General features: G+C 65.5%; 19 protein-coding genes and 1 tRNA gene. 6 read left to right on the top strand and 14 right to left on the bottom strand.

The genetic code is table 11. The annotated features are described in order from the left end of the window. The first annotated feature begins 94 nt into the window (after positions 1-94). Genes gltX through L8K25_RS10365 form a run of 3 tightly spaced genes read left to right on the top strand, consistent with a single transcriptional unit; the run spans position 95 to position 3042 of the window. Positions 95-1552 (top strand): glutamate--tRNA ligase, encoded by a 1458-nt coding sequence (gltX, locus tag L8K25_RS10375; protein ID WP_242139256.1) that lies wholly within the window; start codon positions 95-97, stop codon positions 1550-1552. Positions 1553-1570: 18 nt separating this feature from the next. Beyond that, positions 1571-2857 carry a citrate synthase gene (locus tag L8K25_RS10370; RefSeq protein WP_242138842.1) on the top strand — a complete coding sequence of 429 codons (1287 nt, stop codon included), beginning with the start codon at positions 1571-1573 and terminating at the stop codon, positions 2855-2857. After that, the gene (locus L8K25_RS10365) at positions 2854-3042 is read left to right on the top strand and encodes a hypothetical protein (RefSeq protein WP_242138841.1); all 189 of its coding nucleotides are present in this window, start codon (positions 2854-2856) and stop codon (positions 3040-3042) included. Before L8K25_RS10370 ends, L8K25_RS10365 begins: the two co-directional genes overlap by 4 nt. 97 nt (positions 3043-3139) lie before the next feature. Here the strand turns inward: L8K25_RS10365 and L8K25_RS10360 are convergent, their stop codons facing one another. The 5 genes from L8K25_RS10360 to L8K25_RS10340 all read right to left on the bottom strand — a co-directional run bounded on the left by L8K25_RS10360 (position 3140) and on the right by L8K25_RS10340 (position 7534). Next, on the bottom strand, positions 3140-3328 hold the full coding sequence (locus L8K25_RS10360; RefSeq protein WP_242138840.1) for a hypothetical protein: 189 nt from the start codon (positions 3326-3328) through the stop codon (positions 3140-3142). A gap of 68 nt (positions 3329-3396) precedes the next feature. Further along, positions 3397-4821, bottom strand: coding sequence for a HAMP domain-containing sensor histidine kinase (locus L8K25_RS10355; protein WP_242138839.1), 1425 nt, complete (start codon positions 4819-4821; stop codon positions 3397-3399). Further along, positions 4818-5960, bottom strand: coding sequence for a DUF2336 domain-containing protein (locus L8K25_RS10350; protein ID WP_242138838.1), 1143 nt, complete (start codon positions 5958-5960; stop codon positions 4818-4820). Before L8K25_RS10350 ends, L8K25_RS10355 begins: the two co-directional genes overlap by 4 nt. A gap of 35 nt (positions 5961-5995) precedes the next feature. Continuing rightward, positions 5996-7156, bottom strand: a complete 1161-nt coding sequence (locus tag L8K25_RS10345) for a hypothetical protein (RefSeq protein WP_242138837.1) — start codon at positions 7154-7156, stop codon at positions 5996-5998. 84 nt (positions 7157-7240) lie between these two features. After that, entirely contained in the window at positions 7241-7534 is a 294-nt protein-coding gene (locus L8K25_RS10340) for an Hpt domain-containing protein (RefSeq protein WP_242138836.1), read from the bottom strand. 218 nt (positions 7535-7752) lie between these two features. Here L8K25_RS10340 and L8K25_RS10335 point away from each other — a divergent pair, with 218 nt between their 5' ends. Then, positions 7753-9957: a hypothetical protein gene (locus L8K25_RS10335; protein ID WP_242138835.1), complete on the top strand. Its 2205-nt coding sequence runs from the start codon at positions 7753-7755 to the stop codon at positions 9955-9957. A gap of 75 nt (positions 9958-10032) precedes the next feature. Here L8K25_RS10335 and L8K25_RS10330 read toward each other — a convergent pair whose 3' ends face one another. The 9 genes from L8K25_RS10330 to L8K25_RS10290 form a co-directional block, all read right to left on the bottom strand. Continuing rightward, complete coding sequence (locus L8K25_RS10330) at positions 10033-10419, bottom strand: Hpt domain-containing protein (RefSeq protein ID WP_242139255.1); 387 nt, start codon at positions 10417-10419, stop codon at positions 10033-10035. Between the two features lie 267 nt (positions 10420-10686). After that, positions 10687-11022 carry a hypothetical protein gene (locus tag L8K25_RS10325; RefSeq protein ID WP_242138834.1) on the bottom strand — a complete coding sequence of 112 codons (336 nt, stop codon included), beginning with the start codon at positions 11020-11022 and terminating at the stop codon, positions 10687-10689. 76 nt (positions 11023-11098) lie between these two features. Next, the gene (locus tag L8K25_RS10320; protein WP_242138833.1) at positions 11099-11920 is read right to left on the bottom strand and encodes an SDR family NAD(P)-dependent oxidoreductase; all 822 of its coding nucleotides are present in this window, start codon (positions 11918-11920) and stop codon (positions 11099-11101) included. Beyond that, entirely contained in the window at positions 11917-12903 is a 987-nt protein-coding gene (locus tag L8K25_RS10315) for an aldo/keto reductase (RefSeq protein ID WP_242138832.1), read from the bottom strand. The genes L8K25_RS10320 and L8K25_RS10315 overlap by 4 nt, the downstream gene beginning before the upstream one ends. Before the next feature lie 117 nt (positions 12904-13020). Next, positions 13021-13281, bottom strand: a complete 261-nt coding sequence (locus L8K25_RS10310; RefSeq protein ID WP_242138831.1) for a hypothetical protein — start codon at positions 13279-13281, stop codon at positions 13021-13023. Between the two features lie 187 nt (positions 13282-13468). Next, a tRNA-Met gene (locus tag L8K25_RS10305) sits at positions 13469-13545 on the bottom strand. Positions 13546-13604: 59 nt separating this feature from the next. Next, entirely contained in the window at positions 13605-14120 is a 516-nt protein-coding gene (locus tag L8K25_RS10300; RefSeq protein ID WP_242138830.1) for a 2'-5' RNA ligase family protein, read from the bottom strand. A 2-nt stretch (positions 14121-14122) separates the two neighbouring features. Next, the gene (locus tag L8K25_RS10295) at positions 14123-16024 is read right to left on the bottom strand and encodes a potassium transporter Kup (protein WP_242139254.1); all 1902 of its coding nucleotides are present in this window, start codon (positions 16022-16024) and stop codon (positions 14123-14125) included. Positions 16025-16167: 143 nt separating this feature from the next. After that, positions 16168-16608 (bottom strand): Lrp/AsnC family transcriptional regulator, encoded by a 441-nt coding sequence (locus tag L8K25_RS10290; protein WP_242138829.1) that lies wholly within the window; start codon positions 16606-16608, stop codon positions 16168-16170. 131 nt (positions 16609-16739) lie between these two features. Between L8K25_RS10290 and ald the strand changes: the two genes are divergently transcribed. Beyond that, positions 16740-17846 (top strand): alanine dehydrogenase, encoded by a 1107-nt coding sequence (ald, locus tag L8K25_RS10285; RefSeq protein WP_242138828.1) that lies wholly within the window; start codon positions 16740-16742, stop codon positions 17844-17846. 209 nt (positions 17847-18055) lie between these two features. Then, entirely contained in the window at positions 18056-19186 is a 1131-nt protein-coding gene (locus L8K25_RS10280) for a S1 family peptidase (RefSeq protein WP_242138827.1), read from the top strand. The last annotated feature ends 51 nt before the right edge of the window (positions 19187-19237 follow it).

The raw sequence follows: 19237 nt of genomic DNA, 5'->3' as shown, positions 1-19237 counted from the left end.
GCCGATTTGAAGGGCCGGAAAGCGCGTGCTAGGGGCGCTGCAGGCTGATCCGGCCATCGAAATTCTAGTCTGGGAGTATGCGCGGTTGAGCGCAATCACTGAAACCACCACCGCTGCCAGCAGCGCTGATAAGGCTGCCGCCAACGCACAGGTCGTCACGCGGTTTGCACCGTCGCCGACCGGCTTTCTCCATATCGGCGGTGCCCGTACCGCGTTGTTCAACTGGCTCTACGCGCGCCACCACGGTGGCCGGTTCCTGTTGCGGATCGAAGATACCGATCGCGCCCGCTCGACCCAGCCCGCGATCGATGCGATCCTGACATCGCTGCGCTGGCTCGGCCTCGATTGGGATGGCGACGAAGTGTATCAATCGGCACGCGCCGATCGCCATGCCGAAGTCGCGCATCTGATGGTCCAGCGCGGGCATGCCTATCGCTGCTATCTGACTCCCGAGGAGCTCGCGGCGATGCGCGCCGAGGCTGAAGCCGCCAAGAAGCCGCTTCGGGTGCGCAGCCCTTGGCGGGACCAAGCGGCCGCGGCGGACGACAGCCGCCCCTTCGTCGTCCGCCTCAAGGCGCCGACCGAGGGTGCCGTCACGATCGATGATCGTGTGCAGGGAGCGGTTACGGTTCAGAATGCCGAACTCGACGATCTCGTGCTCCTGCGGTCGGATGGAACGCCGACCTATATGCTCGCGGTTGTGGTCGATGACCACGACATGGGCGTGACGCATGTGATTCGCGGCGACGATCATCTCAACAACGCCTTCCGCCAATTGCCGATCATCCGCGCGATGCAGCAGATCGAGGGAGGCTGGCCCGATCCCATTTACGCACACATTCCGCTCATCCACGGGTCGGACGGTGCCAAACTGTCGAAGCGCCATGGCGCGGTCGGCGTCGAATACTATCGCGACGAGCTCGGCATGCTGCCCGAGGCGCTCGACAATTATCTGCTGCGGCTTGGTTGGGGGCATGGTGATCACGAGATTATCAGCCGCGCTCAGGCAGTCGAGTGGTTCGATCTGGCCGGTGTAGGCAAGTCACCATCGCGGTTCGACTTCAAGAAGCTTGAAAACCTGAACGGCCAATACATTCGCGTCGCGGATGATGCACGGCTTGCCGCGCTTGTTGCCGAACGCCTTGATTTCGAGCCGACGGATCAGCAACTGCAAGTTCTTGAAGCGAGCATGGCCTCGTTGAAACCGCGGGCAGCGGACCTGCTCGATCTCGCCAACGGCGCCGCCTTCCTGTTTTGCAAGCGCCCGCTGGAGATGGATCGCGATGCTACCGCGCTTCTGTCCGGCGACGCCCCCCGACTGCTCGCCCGGCTGCACGCAGCGCTTGACGCAGTCGAAAGCTGGGATACGGAGAGCCTCGAAACTGCGGTACGGCAGGTCGCCGATGACGCAGGGGTCAAACTCGGACAAGTCGCGCAACCACTGCGTGCGGCGTTGACCGGGCGCAAGACCTCGCCTGGAATTTTCGACGTGCTCGATTTGCTCGGGCGTGAAGAGAGTCTTGGTCGGATCGCCGACCAGATGCTTGCTTAAGTCACGAAAGGACAAAGGATGACCGACACCGCCAAACTGAGCGCCGCCGGCAAGGACCTGGATTTGAAGGTCATGCATGGCAGCGTCGGTCCCGACGTGCTCGATATCCGGAAGCTGTACGCGCAAACCGGCATGTTCACCTACGACCCGGGTTTCACCTCAACCGCCAGCTGTGATTCCGCCATCACGTACATCGATGGCGATGAGGGCGTTCTGCTGCACCGCGGCTATCCGATCGGCCAGTTGGCCGAGCAGTCGACCTTCATGGAAGTCTGCCACCTGCTGTTGAACGGCGAACTGCCGACCAAGGACGAGCTCGACAAGTTCAGCTACACGATCAGCCGCCACACGATGCTGCACGAGCAGCTGGCGACCTTCTATCGCGGCTTCCGTCGCGATGCGCATCCGATGGCGATCATGTGCGGCGTCGTCGGCGCGCTCAGCGCCTTCTACCAGGATTCGGCGGACATCACCGATCCGCAGCAGCGCATGATCGCGAGCCATCGCCTTATCGCCAAGATGCCGACGATCGCTGCGATGGCGTACAAATATTCCATCGGCCAGCCGTTCATGCATCCCAAGAACAACCTGAGCTACACCGGCAACTTCCTGCAGATGACGTTCGGCGTTCCGGCAGAAGAATATGTGGTGAACCCGGTCGTCGAAAAAGCGATGGACCGGATCTTCATCCTCCACGCCGATCACGAGCAGAACGCGTCGACCTCGACCGTTCGTCTCGCAGGGTCTTCGGGCGCCAACCCGTTCGCGTGCATCGCGGCGGGCATCGCCTGCCTGTGGGGTCCGGCGCATGGCGGCGCCAATGAAGCGGCGCTTAACATGCTGCGTGAGATCGGCACCGTGGACCGCATCCCCGAGTATATCGCGCGCGCCAAGGACAAGAACGATCCGTTCCGCCTGATGGGCTTCGGTCACCGCGTCTACAAGAACTACGATCCGCGCGCGACCGTGATGCAGCAGACCGTGCGCGAAGTGCTCGGCGAGCTCGGCGTGACCGATCCGGTGTTCGATGTCGCGATCGCGCTCGAGGAAATGGCGCTCAGCGATCCGTACTTCATCGAGAAGAAGCTGTTCCCGAACGTCGACTTCTATTCGGGCGTGATCCTCTCGGCGATCGGCTTCCCGACGACGATGTTCACGGCATTGTTCGCGCTCGCCCGCACCGTCGGCTGGGTCGCGCAGTGGAACGAGATGATCTCGGATCCGGAGCAGAAGATCGGCCGTCCGCGGCAGCTCTACACCGGCCCGACGCAGCGCGATTACGTTGCGCTGGATGCGCGCAAGTGAAGACCCTGGTGGCCCTCGTCGGTGTGCTCGCCACGCTGATGGGGCTGCTGTGGATCGGCCAAGGTTTGGGGCTGGTCCATTGGCCTGCGTCGAGCTTCATGATCGCGCAGATGCAATGGGCCGTCTACGGCGCGGTTCTGGCCGCAGTCGGACTGGGTGCAATATGGTGGTCGCGGCGGCGCTGACCCGAAGCGACGTGCTCTTCGACAGCTGACTGATCCCTGACGACCTGAACATCAGGTCGTCAGGGATAAGCTCGCGGCGCCGGGCCCGCCACGCAATTCAGGCGGGCTTGGCGCCCGGCGTGCCGCATTTGGCGAACTTGCCGTTCAGCCGGCACCGGGTCGGTTTGGGCGTCGCGGTCGCACATTTCATGAAACGCCCCTTGGCGTCTTTGCAGGGGGCCGCAAGGGCGGGCGCAGTCCCTGCCGCGAACGCCAGAATCGACGCCGCCAGAATAATCTTACGCATACAAACTCTCCTCACCCCTACATGGGCGAGAGGAAGGTACGCCAAGCGCTGCCGGCGTCAATCCGCGATTAGGATAAGCGCTCCATGCCCCGGAGCGGCAGCGAAAAGACGAAACGGGCACCCTGTCCTGGCGCGCTGTCGACGGTCACTTCCCCTCCCATCGCGCGCGCCAGGCGTCGCGCGATATAAAGGCCAAGGCCCGATCCGCCCGCCTCATTCTGGTCGACCCGCGCAAACTTTCCGAAGATGCGCTCCTGATCGGTCGAAGCGATTCCCTTGCCCTGGTCGGCGACGATGATGGCGGCGATATTGCCTTCACGCTCGGCGCGGATCCAGACCATGCCATCGATCGGAGAATAGCGCACAGCGTTGGCGATCAGGTTGACCAGGACCTGCAACGCCCGCCGGAATTCGCCCGTCGCCGGTAGCATTTCGCCGAACGCCGGCTTGTCGATCCGAACCCGGGCGGAAGACGCGCGGATGTTGAGGAGGCCCGCTGCTCGTCGCGCGACATCCGCCAGGTCGATCGCGTCCTGGGCTACGACAAAATCGGGCCGTTCGATCGCCTGGAGATCGACCAGATCGTCGACCAGTCCCATCAAATGCCGACCGGCGCTCGCGATGTCCGCGGCATACTCCGCATAGTCCTGCCGCAAGGGCCCTTCGGACTGCGCATGGATGCTGTCGGCGTTGGCAATGATCCGGTCCAACGGAGCGCGCAAGGTCTGGTCCAGCCGCGCGGCAAAGGCGTTAGCGACCGAGTCCATGATGGCATCGCCCGCGATCGCTGCCGGATCCACGGGCCGGACCGGGATTGCCGGGTCGACGATGTGCGCCGCTCCGAGGAAGCCGATGAAGCCACCGCTCGCATCGCGACGCGGCGACGCCGACAGGAGTACGGCCTGCCCCGTATCGCGCACGGTCGCAGGTTGATCGTCGAACCGTCGTTGCAGGGCGAGGCCGTGCAGGATCGGAAACGCCCCGACGTCGTCCTCTGCGAGCGCGAACAGGCGCGTCAGCGGCTGGCCCAATAGCGCCCCGCTCGGCAAATCCCCCGTAGCGGCGGCGTTGGCCGACAGGAAGGTAAGCGACAGTGCGGAGTCGGTTTCCCACAGCCAATCCGCCGCGCTGCGCAGGAAATCGGCGCTGCACGCTTCGGCCACCGCGGGCGGCTGCCAGGACGGTCGGGGGCGCCACCCCGTGATCGTCAGGTCGATCCCGTCGGGCTCGGCGGACGACGGTGTCGGTTCGGCACCGACCCACAGGTCCAGATCGGCGCCCCCGTCGGCAACGACCACGTTGCGCGACACGCGGATCGCGAGGCGCAGTGCCAGCCGCGCAAGCGTTACCAGCGGCGGAACCGCCAATACATGCCCCAGCGCACCGCCCGCGCGCGCGTTGAGGTCAAGCAGAGCCTGGTCTGCCGCGATCAACCGACCGTCGCGATCCAGCTTTGCACGGACGGGCGTGAACGCCGGGTCATCCAGGCTCACGCCGGTGCGCCCCGCACCGCGGATGTCCGCCGGGTGCCACGCGCAAACGCCGTCAAGGCGGCGCGATAATCCCGGTGCAGCAACAGGGGCGCGAGGGCGTGGCGTGCCGCGACACAGTCGATCTCTGCAATATCATCCAACGTATCGGCAAAGCCGTCGATATCCCGCCGGGGATCGGCTTCGGCGAGTGACAGACCGAACCGCGCGATCGTCGCGCGGTCCAGATCGATCGCGCGCAACGTCAGCCATAGGCGGTCGCCGGAAGGGTCCAGCACGATCTCGCGCGTGTCGGCATAGTCGAGCCCGAGGCCCTGCGCGATCAAGGCGATACACAGGGACAAGCGACGATCGAGCAGCGCCTCCATCAGCAACCGCGCGCGGTCGGCTGGCGTCGGGTCCAGCGCGACTGCAAGCTGCAACGCGACCGCCTCGAGCCGATCGCGCTCGTGATGCGCCGCTATCACGTGCTGCGCCGCCTCGGCAAGCGCGCGATCGAGCGCGGAAGTCGTTGCGCCGGCCGCGTCAGGAAGATCGGTCCGTACCGCGGCCGCGCTCCACCAGACGAGCCGATGCTGCAGTTCGGCGGGGAGGTCGCTCGACGACGAAGTCCCGTCAGGACCGCTGAGGCGACGACGGCTTTCCGCGGCCAGCAATGCCGCAGCGCCCGCCCCTACAGCAGGATTGGCGTGATGCAGCAGCCGCGGCAACAGGCTGGACCGCTCGGGATCATCCGGCGCAGACGTCGGTAGCGCATCCGCGATCGCATCCTGCCGGATCCGGCCGAGCAATTCCCGCATCACTTCCGGATCCCGCAGCAACCCACTGGCGATCAGACGTCCGATGATTGGCGGTGCCGGCGCGCTGACCCGGTCGGCGAGCGCGGCTTCGTCCCGGGCAATCAGCAGACGGGCAGCATGTCGTCGGAGCGTTGCCTCGACCGCGCCGGTCAGTTGGGCAAGCAGTCTGGTCATGCCCAGTCGCGTGCGATCGTCCAGTCGCGCATCGTCCGCAAGGAACACATCCTCGATCGCGCCGCACAACCGATCTTCCGCGCGCACCGCCGCCGCCGCCGCGCGTTCCAGCAGCGTCGTGACGCCGCTCCGGCCCCCTGCATCCTTTTCGCGATCGTTGATCGGCATGCCGGGGACTTACGCCGTTTGTCTCCCAAGCGGGACTAGGGCTTTTGCCGAAAAGCCTCGATTGCGGCCGCAAGTGTCCCAGCAGCGTACAGTCCCGCCGCGGCCAACCCGATCAACGGCCAGCCGATCACGACCAGCGGTAGCAGGATCACGAGGTACGCGGCGGGGCTCGCCCACCAGCGGCGTAGCAGCGCCGGCAGGGCAGCACGTTCGAGCAGCGCGCCCGCGACGATCAATCCGCCCGCCAGTGACGTTCCCGCGACGGGGTCCGCCCTGACCCCGATCGCCAGCACGACGAGTGCGACGATTCCCGATCGCGCATGCATCGCGACGGCGGCGATCCTGTTCTCTTCCCGGACCCAGCCGAGAGCGGTTGCGACGCTTGCTGCGACCAGCGCCACGGCAGCAAGCATGAGCCCGATCACGGGGTGCCGTGCGACGATCACGCCCAGCGCGGCAACGCTCAACGCCCCGGCGAGCGTCAGCGGCGCCAGCGTGGGCACCAGTCGTGCCATCAACGGGGGAAGCGAAAGCCGGACCAACGGCGCGAGCAGGAAGCGCTCCGCCCACCGGACCGGCTTGGCCACCAGTGCGGCGACGGTGCTGGTGCCGCGGCGTGTCAGCGCGTCCGCGCTGCGCTCGATCGCATGCTTGGGGGCATCTCGGGGGTCGAGGCGGACCTGTTCGGCGCCGGCCTGCGCTGCGACCCGGAGGAGCGTCGACTGGAAATCATAATCACGCGGCATCGCAGCCACTTCTGCGACGCGCTTGCCATCCAGTAGCGCCAGCCCCGCCCACGCCGCCTTGGCACTCACGCGCTCGTAGCGATGATCGTCCGGATCACAGATGACGATCGTATCGTGGCCGGCGCTCGCGAGGCTCTGGATGATGTCGCCGCTCGTCACCACGCCGTCCGCGACGATCAGGACGCGGGCCAACGGGTGGAGCTTGGCGACGGCATCCTGTGCGCTGCGCACCGCGTCGACCGATCCGCCGCGACGTCCGATCCGACCGATCACCCCCAGCAGCTCGGGGGTCATGCGCGATACGACGAGGATGATCTGCGTCGCGCCCGCTGCCGCCAGCAACCGCGCCTGGAACTCGACCAGGGTCAGCCCACCGAACGGAAGGGTGCCCGCCAGCGTCCCCGGGCGATCGTCGGCGTCCTCGGTCGTAAAAATCAGTCCTGCCAGCATGGTCGCGCTGTTACGGCGTTCCGAAGATCTTGGCAAAGGGGCAGCGCGGACGGCCCGTCTTTCGACAAGAGCCGTCACGAGACCTCACAATCGATCGACCACCCGTCGCAGGCGCCGCATCAAGGCAGCATCGTGGGGGTCGGTTTCGGCGGCCTCCGTCGCGATCGCCATCAACCGCACCGCTCCGAAACTGGCCGCCAGCCCGCGGAGCCGCCAGGCGGCGCTGCGCCATTCGGCATCGCCGGACGCATTCTCCAGGGCATGGAGTCCGCGACGGACACTTTCGAGGAAGGCGACACGCAATTCGGCGATCAGCATGGGCTCATCGCCTACTGCCGCCGCGAGCGTCGCATCAATTGCACCGGGATCATACGCCATGGATCAGCCTCTAAGGACCAAGGACTTAAGGTTAAGTTGCGCTATTCGCTTTGCCTAGCGGGTTTTCGTGGTAAAGATCGGCGATGAACGGGGGTTCTCGCATCATCGACCTAAGGCCGAATGGCCGCTCACCGTCCGGCCCAACGTCCGGCAACGCGACCCGTGGCGGCTTGCTGTCGCAGTTGGAAGCCCTCCCGTCCGACGCGGAACCCCTGCCCATGCACCATCTTTCCCACCCCGACGACTTCATCGACGAGGAAGTGCCAGTTGCGCGCTTTCCCTGGCTAGCCGTAACGGGCGGGGTGCTGGCGGCGGTGTGGATTGTCGCGATGCTATGGCTATCCTGGCCGGACCTGCCGCAGCTGACCGCTCCCGGGATCGTCACTTTCGCCGCGGGGCTCTGCGTTCCGCCGACGCTGATCGGAATCGTGTTGCTGCTCGCGTTGCGCACCAGCACCGCCGAGGCACGGCGGTTCGGACGGACCGCACAGGCAATGCGCGCCGAGGCCAGCAATCTCGAGCGTACGATCGACCGGCTGTCCACCCGCATCGACGATCATCGCATCCAGTTGACCGAACAGAGCGAATGGCTCGGGACGCTCGGCGACACCGCGGTTGCGCGCCTCGCGGGCGTGGGCAACGGATTGCGGGACCATATCGCTTCGGCCGACGCGCATGCGTCCACGCTCGCCAAAGCGGCAGAAAATGCGCAGACGCGGCTCGATGTCCTGCTCGCGCTGTTGCCCCGCGCGCACGGCGAAACCGATGCGCTCGCGCAATTGCTGAAGGCGACGGGCGTGACGGCGAGCGAGCATGCCGCCGCGCTGGACGCGCAGTTGTCCGCCCTCGCCGAACGCGGACGCGAGGCAGATGCCGTGGCGAACGGCGCCGCACAGAAGCTCGCGGCGCACATCACCCGCATGGAAGCGACCAGCGAAACCGCCGGTGCGCGGCTTGAACAGGTGACCGGCAACATGTCGCTCGCGGTCGATGGACTGCTGGGACGGACCGCCGACGCGATCGATGAAGCCCGCAAGGGCATTGCCGCGCAGGGCGATGCCTTGCTGGCGATGCTCGGCACGAATCAGGCCGCCTTGGAGCGGGTCGCCCACGACAGCGCGGACGGCCTGGCGTCGAGGATCGTCGAGATCGAGGCGCTCATAGACCACATCGCTGCCCGCCTCGATGCGCAGCGCGGGACTGGCAGCGACATCTTTGCGGAACTCGATCACGGCATCGCGCATGTCTCGGGCCGGTTCGACGCGCTTCATGCACAGGGGATCGATCGCAGCCAGACCCTCGCCGCCTCGATCGGCGCGCTGGGCGGCTCCGCGCACGCGATGACCGAGGCGCTGCGGATGGGCGATACCGTGGCAACCACCGCGATCGGGACGATCGAGCGACTGCTGCTTGCGCTCGATGCCGCCGCACGCGAGATCGATGAGACCCTCCCTGACGCGCTGACGCGGCTCGACACCAAGGTGTCCGATACGCGTCGCCATGTCGGTGCAACGAAGCCCGAGTTGCTCGCCCTCGTCACCGCCGCCGAAAGCACACACGATGCGATTGAAGCGATTGCGCATGTCGTCGCCAATCAGCGCGATACGGTTGACCAGCTGGCGGGGACGCTCATCGACACCCTGAGCGACGGCAAACTCAAGGCAGATGCCTTGGGCCAGATGGTCGACGATACGATCGGCCAGACGCACCGCTTCGCCGACGAAGCCGCGCCGCGCCTGGTCGAGGCGCTCCTGCGCGTCCGCGACACGGCGAGCGCCGCCGCCGATCGCGCGCGCGAAACATTGGCGAGCGTCATTCCCGATGCCGCGCTTGCGTTCGAACAGCACAGCGCAGCCGCGGTCGAACGGGCCGCGACGCGCGCGGTCGAACACCAGCTCGCCGCCATCGCAACGGCCGCCGACGCCGCCGCCGATGCGGCGGCGCGCGCGTCCGCGCGACTGGAGGATCGCATCGCGGCCCTGTCCGACGCGTCCGCAATCCTGGAAACGCGGTTCGAGGATGATCGGCTGGAACGCGAGGCCGCGGACCAGAATTCGATGGCGCGACGGGTGTCGCTGCTGGTCGAGGCGCTCAATTCGGCCTCGATCGACATTGCCAAGACGTTTTCGGCGGATGTTTCGGACAGTGCCTGGTCGGCCTATCTCAAGGGCGACCGCGGGGTGTTTACCCGGCGGGCCGTCCGGTTGCTCGATACGACCGAAGCGCGGCAGATCGCCTATCTGTACGATCACGACGACGCGTTCCGCGACCACGTGAATCGCTACATCCACGACTTCGAGTCGATGCTGCGGGCGATCCTCTCGGGCCGCGACGGCTCGCCACTGGGTGTGACGCTGCTGTCGTCCGACATGGGGAAACTGTACGTGGCGTTGGCTCAGGCGATCGAGCGCCTGCGGACCTGATGGGTCACGGGCCTAGGGCTCTGGAGAACGCCTAGGTATTCAGGGGGGATTGGACGTGGCGTGGTCCGCTCGCGATCACCCGATACGACGGCCGAAGCCCTGGCGGCGTTGAACCACGGGGTCGCCCTCGGCTTCCAGGATCGACAGCGTCCGCTCGAACAGACCACGCAGGGCTGCGACCTCCGAGATCGCTTCGTCGGGCGTATCGTGACCCTCGACGCAATCGCGCGCCACCACCTCGATCCGTTCGGCCAGCGCGCCGAGCGGCTCGGCACCGAACTGACGCGCTTCGCCCTTCAACGTATGCGCGGGAATGATCAACGCCGCGGCATTTTGAGCCCGCATGGCGGCCTCGATCGCGGCGACCGACTTTACGCCGTCCTCCCGGAAATAGCCGAGGATACGGACGAACCCTGCACCGAGTTCATTCCGCGCGCGCGTGAACGCGACCCAGTCGATCAGATTTCTGTCGTCGAGTGACACCGTCGTCTCCCCCCAAACACGTCCGCCACGGACATGAAGGTCATGCGGCCGGTCTAGCCGGATATCGTAAACGAGGCGTTGACGGGGGCTCGCAAATTCGCCGCTCTGTCGAATTTTTTCGCGTGATGTCATGCTGATGTTCGCGAACTGTCGTTTCCGCGACATGCGAAAGCGCCCTGTCCCCTCGCGGGGACAGGGCGCTTAAACGTTTATCAAACCGTTCCGCCAGACGCGGTCGGGTATGAATCAGCAGCCGTTACGGCGGTTCTGCGACTCGTCATGCTTCTTGTCGAGATGACGACCGAGCAAGGCGCCGCCGACGCCGCCAGCCACCGTTCCGAGCGTACCACCGCCGAGGACGTTGCCCAGTACCGCGCCACCGGCGCCGCCTGCGATCGTACCGGTCGTGCCGTTGCTGCGCTTGCAGTCCTGATACCGGCGCGAGTCGCGACCACGATACGAGCGATCACGATAATCGCGGTCCCGGTAGCCATCGCGGTAACCGTCGCGATCCTGTGCTGCGAGAACCGGGCCCGGGAGCGCTACTGCAGCCATCATGACCGCCATCATCATCTTCTTCATGATCTTGTCCTTCGTCACTAAACCCTGTAGCCGAACAACGGCGCACCCGTCTGAAAGTTCATTTTCGCGACGGTTGTCATTCGGCCATGTAGCGATCGAAGCGGTCCTTCCAGTCGGGATGCCACCGCGACAGTGCCGGACGATTTTCCGCCAGATCGCCGGCCGCCCACAGGATCCGTTTGCGATCCTGCTCGGGCGTCGTCTCGTTGTCGGGGCACAGGAGATAGAAATCCCCCGCTGCAATCCCCGCGAGCATGAAGGCAACGACCTGGTCGGCGGACCAGGCGCCCGCCGGCTGTTCGACGGCGCCGCGCGCAGTCATGCCGGTAAAGGTGAACCCGGGGATCAGCAGGTGCGCGCTGACGCGGTCACCCGTCTTCTGCCGAAGCGTGTGCGCCAGACCTTCGGTCAGCGCCTTCACCCCCGCCTTGCTGACATTGTACGCGGTGTTGCCGGGTGGTTGCGTGATGCCCTGCTTGGACCCGGTGTTGATCACCAGCCCGGCCGCCTCGCTCGCGATCATGCCGGGTACGAAGCTCTGCACGCCGTGCACCACGCCCATCAGATTGACGCCGAGCACGAGATCCCATTCCGCCGGATCGGCCAGGACGTCGCCCCCTGCCCCGACTCCCGCGTTGTTCATCAGGACCGAGACGGGTCCGTACCGATCGGCAATCGTGGCGGCGAGCCCTTCCATCGCGGCGCGGTCTGCGACGTCGACCGCCATCGCCAGCGCACCACTACCAATCGGGGCCGACGCGGCGTCCAGGGCGGCACCAGCGCGATCGACGATGATCACCCGCATCCCCAGGGCGGCAAATGCGGTCGCCGCCGCCAGACCAATCCCACTCGCGCCACCGGTTACGACGGCGAGTTTATCCCGCGAGAGAGCGCTCACAGGTTCAGCGCTGCCATCTGCGGCGCGGCGTACCGCGTACCGGTTGCGGCGCCCGGTGGCAGAATCGCATCGATCCGCGCCAGATCATCCGCGCTCAGCACGACGTCGAGTGCCCCGAGATTGTCCTCGAGATAGGTTCGGCGCTTCGTGCCCGGGATTGGGACGATGTCGGTGCCTTGCGCCAGGACCCATGCCAGCGCGAGTTTAGCCGACGTACAGCCCTTGTCCCTGGCCATCTCACCGACCGCATCCGCCAGTGCGAGGTTCTTGGCGAACGCCTCGCCCTGGAACCGCGGATGGTTGCGCCGCGTATCCCCCTCGGGGAGGTCGGCGGGGGTCTTGAACTGTCCGGTCAGGAACCCGCGACCGAGCGGCGAATAGGGCACGAATCCGATGCCCAGTTCGCGCACCGTCGGTAGCAGCGTTTCTTCGGGTTCGCGGCTCCATAAGGAGTATTCGGTCTGCAGCGCGGTGATCGGATGCACCGCATGGGCCCGGCGGATCGTTTCCGGTGCTGCTTCCGACAGACCGAGATATTTGACCTTTCCGGCCTTGACCAGATCGGCCATTGCACCGACCGTCTCCTCGATCGGCACGTTCGGATCGACGCGGTGCTGATAATATAGGTCGAACACGTCCAGCCCGCTTCGCTTCAGGCTGGCGTCGCATGCCTGCCGGACATACTCGGGGCGTCCGTTGATCCCCTGGAAACTGCCATCCGCGCCGCGAACGTTTCCGAACTTCGTGGCGACCTTGATCCATTCGCCCCGTTCCCGGACGACGCGGCCGACGAGCTCCTCGTTACGGCCAACCCCGTACATGTCGGCCGTGTCCAGGAAATCGACGCCGAGGTCGATCGCCCGGTGGATCGTCGCGGCGGATTCGACGTCGTCTCCGCTGCCGTAAAAGTCCGACATGCCCATGCACCCGAGCCCGAGCGCCGAGACCTCCAGCCCTTGCGAGCCAAGTTTACGCATTTCCATTCGAACTCTCCTTGGATCGGGCAACGACGGCCCGGAACATCGATCGCCCAATGTCTCGGCGCGCAAAGGGTTGCGCCATGCCTGCAGCCGCTACGGCGATCAGGCTCCGGGATGCGCTCAACCGTCGCTCGGCACGACTTCGACGATATCGAGCGCATAGTCCTTCCAGCCACGCATCCGTGCCGCCTCGGCCGCCGCCTTGGTCTTGCGCCGCGCGTCGGCGAGGGACTTGGTGTGGCCCCAGAAGACTTCGGTTTTCCCGCTCTCCAGAATGGCCACGATTCGCCAGTAATGCGTGAACGCGACCGCGGTCGGTCCGATCGTCTTGCTATACCCGTCCGGGAGGGTCGCGGTCAGAAAGATGCGCTTCTTCGCCATGGTGCACGGTGATGTACCCTAGCGCGATCTTGCTCAAGTGTCCTGCACAGGCTGGTGCACACAACCCAATCAGAAGTGCAGCGCTCTGACGGGCGTCGAAACCACCCTGTGTCTACGTTGAGACCAAAAGTGATAACGCAGGCTGCGCCTCGACACGGCGCATTTCGATACGGCGGCACTACCGATTTGGTAGCGGAGGAGGGACTTGAACCCCCGACCCCAGGATTATGATTCCCGTGCTCTAACCAACTGAGCTACTCCGCCAAGCCGTATCGAAGAGGGGGCGCTATAGGAGCGAGACCGTTGCGCGGTCAACCGCCTTTTCACGCAAAAATGTGCCGGGACAGCGGTTCCCATGGTCCACCCCGATACCACCAGCTCGCAAGGCCTGCGATCCGTACCGTCCGCGGCCTGAAATCCCCCTCCAGCGTCTGCAGCAACGCCTTGGCCGTGGCGGGCTCGACCTTGTTCTGGATGGTGACATGCGGGCGCCAGCCGGCGCGATCCTGCGGCGTCAGCACGGTGGCGAAGGCATCCGCCAGCCCCGCACGAATCTCCTCAAGCGCCGGCGAATCGATGCGGAACGCCACGCCACGCCCCAGCGACATCAATCCGGCGATCCGCGCGTCAGGCGCCGGGACGCCGCGCGTTTCGGCCGTCAGCCGCTGCTTGATCTCGCGGTGCAGACTGGGCGCCAAATGATGGAACATCGTCAGATGCGCGGCCAGTTGGTTGCGCTCGGGCGGGAAGTGCGTGCGACGCAAGTCGTCGAAGAACAGCGTATCCGCAGCGGCAAACAGCGCGGTCACGATGATCGGCGCACCCCCGGTGGGCTCCATGGTCAAATCTCGAGCTGGCTGCCGAGTTCGACCACGCGGTTGGTCGGCAGGCGGAAGAACTCCATCGCGCTTTCGGCGTTGCGCAGCATCCATGAGAAGAGCTTCTCGCGCCAGATCATCATCCCGGGCCGCGACGACGGCAGCAGCGTTTGACGCGCGAGGAAAAAGCTCGTGTCGATCATCCTGAACTCGGCACCGCAGCGATGGACGTTGGCGAGCGCGTTCGGAACGTCCGGCTCCTCGACAAAGCCGTACCGCAGGATCATCCGGTGGAAGCCAAGCCCGAGGTCGTCGATCGAGCAGCGCTGGCCCTCGGGGATATAGGGTTCGTCGGCGATCTTGACGGTCAGCAGGATGATCCGCTCGTGCAGCACCTTGTTGTGCTTGAGATTATGCAGCAGCGCATGCGGCACGCCTTCCGGCGAAGACGTCATGAACACCGCGGTTCCCGGCACGCGCGTCGCAGACGTTGCGGCGGACTGGATGAACACCTTGATCGGCATGGCTGATTCGCGCATCCGGTCGATCATCAGCTGCCGCCCCTTCGACCAGGTCGTCAGCACGACGAAGATCAACAGGCCGACCAGCAGCGGAAACCATCCGCCCGACGGGATCTTGGTGAGATTCGCGGTGAAATACGCCCCGTCGACCAGGAAGAACACGCACAGCAGCGGAACGGCCAGATAGACGGGCCAGCGCCACAGCCGGAACAGTACGATCGACAACAGGCACGTATCGATCAGCATCGCTCCCGTGACCGCGATGCCATAGGCCGAGGTCAGGTTCGACGAGGTGCGGAAGAACACCAGCAACAGAAGCACCATGGTCCCGAGGATCCAGTTGATCATCGGCAGATAGATCTGCCCCACGGTCGCAGCGCTGGTGTGTTCGATGCGCAGGCGCGGAATGAAGCCCAGTTGGATCGCCTGATGCGTGACCGAGAACGCGCCCGAGATGACTGCCTGCGACGCGATCACCGCCGCCGCGATCGACAGCAGCACCAGCGGCAGCCGGAGGTGCTCGCCCGCCAGCATGTAGAACGGGCTTTCGAGCGCGGGCATCCCGATGCGGGACAGCAGGGCACCCTGTCCCATGTAGTTGAGCATCAGCGCCGGAAGCACCACGCAAAGCCAGGACACGCGGATCGGATTGCGCCCGAAATGGCCCATGTCCGAGTATAGCGCTTCCGCGCCGGTCACCGCCAGCACGACCGACCCGAGCGCGAGGAACGCCCGCACCGGATCGAGCGCGAAGAATTCAAATGCATAATGCGGGGACAGCCCCCACAGGATCTGCGGCGTCTCCATGATGCTGAGCAGTCCGAGCGCAGCGATAACCGTGAAGTACACCAGCATCACCGGCCCGAAGAACAGGCTGACCCGCGCGGTCCCGCTCCGCTGGATGGAGAACAACCCAATCACGATCGCCATGGCAATCGGCAACACGAACTGGCCCAGCCCCGGTGCAGCGACCTTCAGCCCCTCGACCGCGGACAGGACCGACACCGCCGGGGTGATCATGCTGTCGCCGTAGAACAGCGCGGTGGCGAACACGCCCAGCAACACGATGCCGCGCGACCAGCGCCGCGTCGTCGTCCGGCCATTGACCAGCGCCAGCAGCGCCAGGCTCCCCCCCTCGCCCTTGTTGTCGGCCCGCATGAGGATCGTGACGTATTTGAACGTCACCACGATCATCATCGACCAGAAGATCAGGCTGACGACGCCCATGATGTGGAGCGCGTCGACCGCAAGCTTGTGATGTCCCGAAAAGGTTTCGCGAAAGGCGTAGATCGGGCTGGTGCCGATATCGCCGAACACCACGCCGACCGCGCCGACGGCAAGACGAACGAGCCCGTTCTTGCGATGCTGAGGTTCGATGGCGGCGGGGTCGCCCGCCGTCGTCAGGTCCGTAGCGGATGCGTCCACAATGCTCACAATGCGCTGAATTTCATACCGATTTCAACCGGATGGGTCAGGATGATCCCATGATACCGGTGCCTCGACGGAGCAGCGAATAGCATGCGCCCCCAGCCCCCGCAACGCCACGCTCACGCCTCGCTCGCCAATGTACGAATGGTGAACTGCGTGACGAGGCGATGAACCCCCGGCAGGGCCGACAACACTTCGCGGTGAATCCGTTCGTAACTGTCGTCCTCGCGTACCAGCACCTTGAGCAGATAGTCGGATTCCCCGCTCATCAAATGGGCTTCGCTGACCTGCGCCGTGCGGGCCAACGCCTGTTCGAAGTGCATCATCGTCGCCTGCCGCTGGTCGGTCAGCGTCACCGAGACGAACACGGTCGACGGATTCCCCCGCGCTTCCGGCGAGAGCCGCGCGCGATACCCGAGGATCAGCCCCTGCTGCTCCAGCGCCTTGACCCGGCGGTGCGCGGCGGACGGCGACAGACCGACCCGTTCCCCCAACGCCTCGCTCGTGATCCCCGACTCTGCGCCGAGCTGCGCGATGATCTTGCCGTCGATATCGTCCATACGCGATTGCATTGCGTCGCAACGGCAAATAACGCAATCCTATCCCGTAAAAACCGGGGGACGGTGCGCCTTTGCAAGCACTTTGGCGCCACGCTGATGTATGCTGACGCAAACTGGATCGGAGAGTTTGAATGCGCGTCGGTGTCCCCAAGGAAATCAAGAACCACGAATATCGCGTCGGGCTTACGCCCCCGTCCGTCGCCGAACTCGTTGCCGCCGGGCATTCGGTCGGCGTGCAGACCGGGGCAGGTCTCGGCATCGATTTCGAAGACGCCGACTACGTCGCAGCGGGCGCCACGATCCTGCCGGACGCCGCCAGCGTGTTCGCGCAAAGCGACATGATCGTGAAGGTCAAGGAACCGCAGGCCAGCGAGATCGCGCTGCTCGAGAGTCGCCATCTGCTGTTCACCTATCTGCACCTCGCTGCCGACAAGCCCCAGGCCGAGGGCCTGATGAAATCCGGTGCGACCTGCATCGCCTATGAGACGGTCACCGCGCACGACCGCTCGCTGCCGCTGCTCAAGCCGATGAGCGAAGTTGCCGGTCGCATGTCGATCCAGGTGGGCGCCCATTATCTCGAGAAGGAACAGGGCGGTCGCGGCGTCTTGCTTGGCGGCGTTCCCGGTGTGGCCCCTGCCCGCGTCGCGATCCTCGGTGGCGGCGTCTCGGGCGTCAATGCGGCACAGATGGCCGTCGGAATGCGCGCCGACGTCACGATCTACGACATTTCGAACGCGCGCCTCGCCGAGCTCGACATGTTCTTCGGCAGCCAGATCAAGACCGCCTACGCCGGCAAGGCAGCGATCGCCGCAGCCGTGAAGAACGCGCATCTGGTGATCGGCGCCGTGCTGGTACCGGGCGCGGCGGCGCCCAAGCTCGTCACGCGCGACATGCTCAAGACGATGAAGCGCGGGTCCGTGCTGGTCGACATCGCGATCGACCAGGGTGGCTGCTTCGAGACCAGCCATGCGACCACGCATGAGGACCCGGTCTTCGAAGTCGACGGCGTCATCCATTATTGCGTCGCCAACATGCCGGGCGCGGTCGCGCGGACCTCGGCCTTCGCCCTCAACAACGCAACGCTTCCGTTCGTGTTGAAGCTCGCGAGCCTCGGGGCGGAAGCGGCGATGGCGGCCGACCCGCATCTGGCAAATGGACTCAACGTATCCGACGGCAAGATTCGCCACCAGGCGGTTGCCGAGGCGCTGGATCTCCCGTTCGACGCCTGGACGCACTGAGACGTCTCGCACGGCCTCGGCAAAACTGATACGGTCCGCTTGTGCGTATCGTTCAGCTTGCCGGGGCCCTGCTCTGCTGTTTGGGACTGCCTGCCACGGCGCAGGTGCTTCCCCCTCCAACGCCACCACCTGTGGTACAGATTTTACCCGCGACGGCGGCGCCTCGGCCGCCTTCGGCTGCGCCCGAACCCGTGCGGGAGACCGCGGCGATGGCGTCGCTGGAAGACGCACGAGAATATGCGCGCCAGTTCGCCGTTTCGATCGAGGAAGCGCAGAACCGCCTTCTGGCGCAAGACGCCAGCGTTGCCGCAACGGATGCGATTGCCGCCACGTATCGCGCACGGCTCGCCGGGGTCGCGATCGAGCATCGTCCGTCCTATCGCATTCTCGTCTATTTGACCGGATCCGATCCGGTTCCGGCGCAGCGGGTCGTCATCGGCAGCTTCAGCGTGCCGATCCTGTTCCGCACCGGCGCGCGCGTCACGCGGGACCGTGTGATCTGGGCGATGACCTATCATCAGGCGGCTATCCGCGCCGCCCTGCGCACGCCGCCCGGGATGGGGCTCGATCCCCGCACGGGCGAACTCGTCATCACCATCGGCAACCGGGACGCGCAGGACGGTGCCGAGACGATTCGCCGGCGGATCGAGGCGATCGCCGGGGTACCCGTACAGGTCCGTGCGCTCGACCATGTCGACGTCAATCTCGCGGTGGAAGGGGGTGCCCGGGTGGAGGGCGTCGATCCGGGCGATGGCCGACGCTATCTGTGCACGACGGGCTTTGCCATCACCGACGGAACGCGGAGCGCCATTACCACCGCCGCGCATTGCGTCGATCAGTTGAGCTATCGCAACCGCTACGGGGTGCTGGAGCCACTGCCGTTCGTCGCGCAATGGGGCTGGGGCTATCGCGACGTGCAGATCAACGCGTCCCCCGAACCGCTGGCGCCCACTTTCTTTGCGGATACGGCCAAGCAAAGGGTCCGGACAGTGACGGGGCAGCGCAGTCGCGCCAGCACGCGCGCCGGCGACTTCGTATGCCATCGCGGGGAACGCACCGGCTATAGCTGTGCCGTGGTCGAACTCACCGATTTTGCCCCTGCTGGCGATCTATGCGGTGGCGCGTGTCTCCCGACGTGGGTCGCGGTTGCCGGACCCAACTGCAAGGGCGGCGACAGCGGCGCGCCGGTCTTCGCCGGAACCACCGCACTGGGCATCGTAAAAGGCGCGAGTTACCGACGCGACGGATCCTGCGCCTTCTACTTCTACATGGCACTCGACTATCTTCCGGCGGGCTGGACGATCCTGCGCGACCCCATGCCCCTGCCTTCCCTTCCATAGCGCGACACCGCGCCCGGATCATTCCTGGTCGGTTGCACCGCGAAATACAGC

Source organism: Sphingomonas sp. TREG-RG-20F-R18-01, assembly GCF_022662475.1.
Classification (GTDB): domain Bacteria; phylum Pseudomonadota; class Alphaproteobacteria; order Sphingomonadales; family Sphingomonadaceae; genus Sphingomonas.
Note: the sequence above shows the minus strand (reverse complement) of the source record. Positions and strands in the feature narration are given on the sequence as shown.

Bases quoted from the DNA above. Each gene is read 5' to 3' on its own strand.
- L8K25_RS10370 (WP_242138842.1), top strand. From the start codon at position 1,571: ATGACCGACACCGCCAAACTGAGCGCCGCCGGCAAGGACCTGGATTTG.
- L8K25_RS10360 (WP_242138840.1), bottom strand. From the start codon at position 3,328: ATGCGTAAGATTATTCTGGCGGCGTCGATTCTGGCGTTCGCGGCAGGG.
- L8K25_RS10350 (WP_242138838.1), bottom strand. From the start codon at position 5,960: ATGCCGATCAACGATCGCGAAAAGGATGCAGGGGGCCGGAGCGGCGTC.
- L8K25_RS10345 (WP_242138837.1), bottom strand. From the start codon at position 7,156: ATGCTGGCAGGACTGATTTTTACGACCGAGGACGCCGACGATCGCCCG.
- L8K25_RS10340 (WP_242138836.1), bottom strand. From the start codon at position 7,534: ATGGCGTATGATCCCGGTGCAATTGATGCGACGCTCGCGGCGGCAGTA.
- L8K25_RS10335 (WP_242138835.1), top strand. From the start codon at position 7,753: ATGCACCATCTTTCCCACCCCGACGACTTCATCGACGAGGAAGTGCCA.
- L8K25_RS10325 (WP_242138834.1), bottom strand. From the start codon at position 11,022: ATGAAGAAGATGATGATGGCGGTCATGATGGCTGCAGTAGCGCTCCCG.
- L8K25_RS10315 (WP_242138832.1), bottom strand. From the start codon at position 12,903: ATGGAAATGCGTAAACTTGGCTCGCAAGGGCTGGAGGTCTCGGCGCTC.
- L8K25_RS10310 (WP_242138831.1), bottom strand. From the start codon at position 13,281: ATGGCGAAGAAGCGCATCTTTCTGACCGCGACCCTCCCGGACGGGTAT.
- L8K25_RS10300 (WP_242138830.1), bottom strand. From the start codon at position 14,120: ATGGAGCCCACCGGGGGTGCGCCGATCATCGTGACCGCGCTGTTTGCC.
- L8K25_RS10290 (WP_242138829.1), bottom strand. From the start codon at position 16,608: ATGGACGATATCGACGGCAAGATCATCGCGCAGCTCGGCGCAGAGTCG.
- ald (WP_242138828.1), top strand. From the start codon at position 16,740: ATGCGCGTCGGTGTCCCCAAGGAAATCAAGAACCACGAATATCGCGTC.
- L8K25_RS10280 (WP_242138827.1), top strand. From the start codon at position 18,056: ATGGCGTCGCTGGAAGACGCACGAGAATATGCGCGCCAGTTCGCCGTT.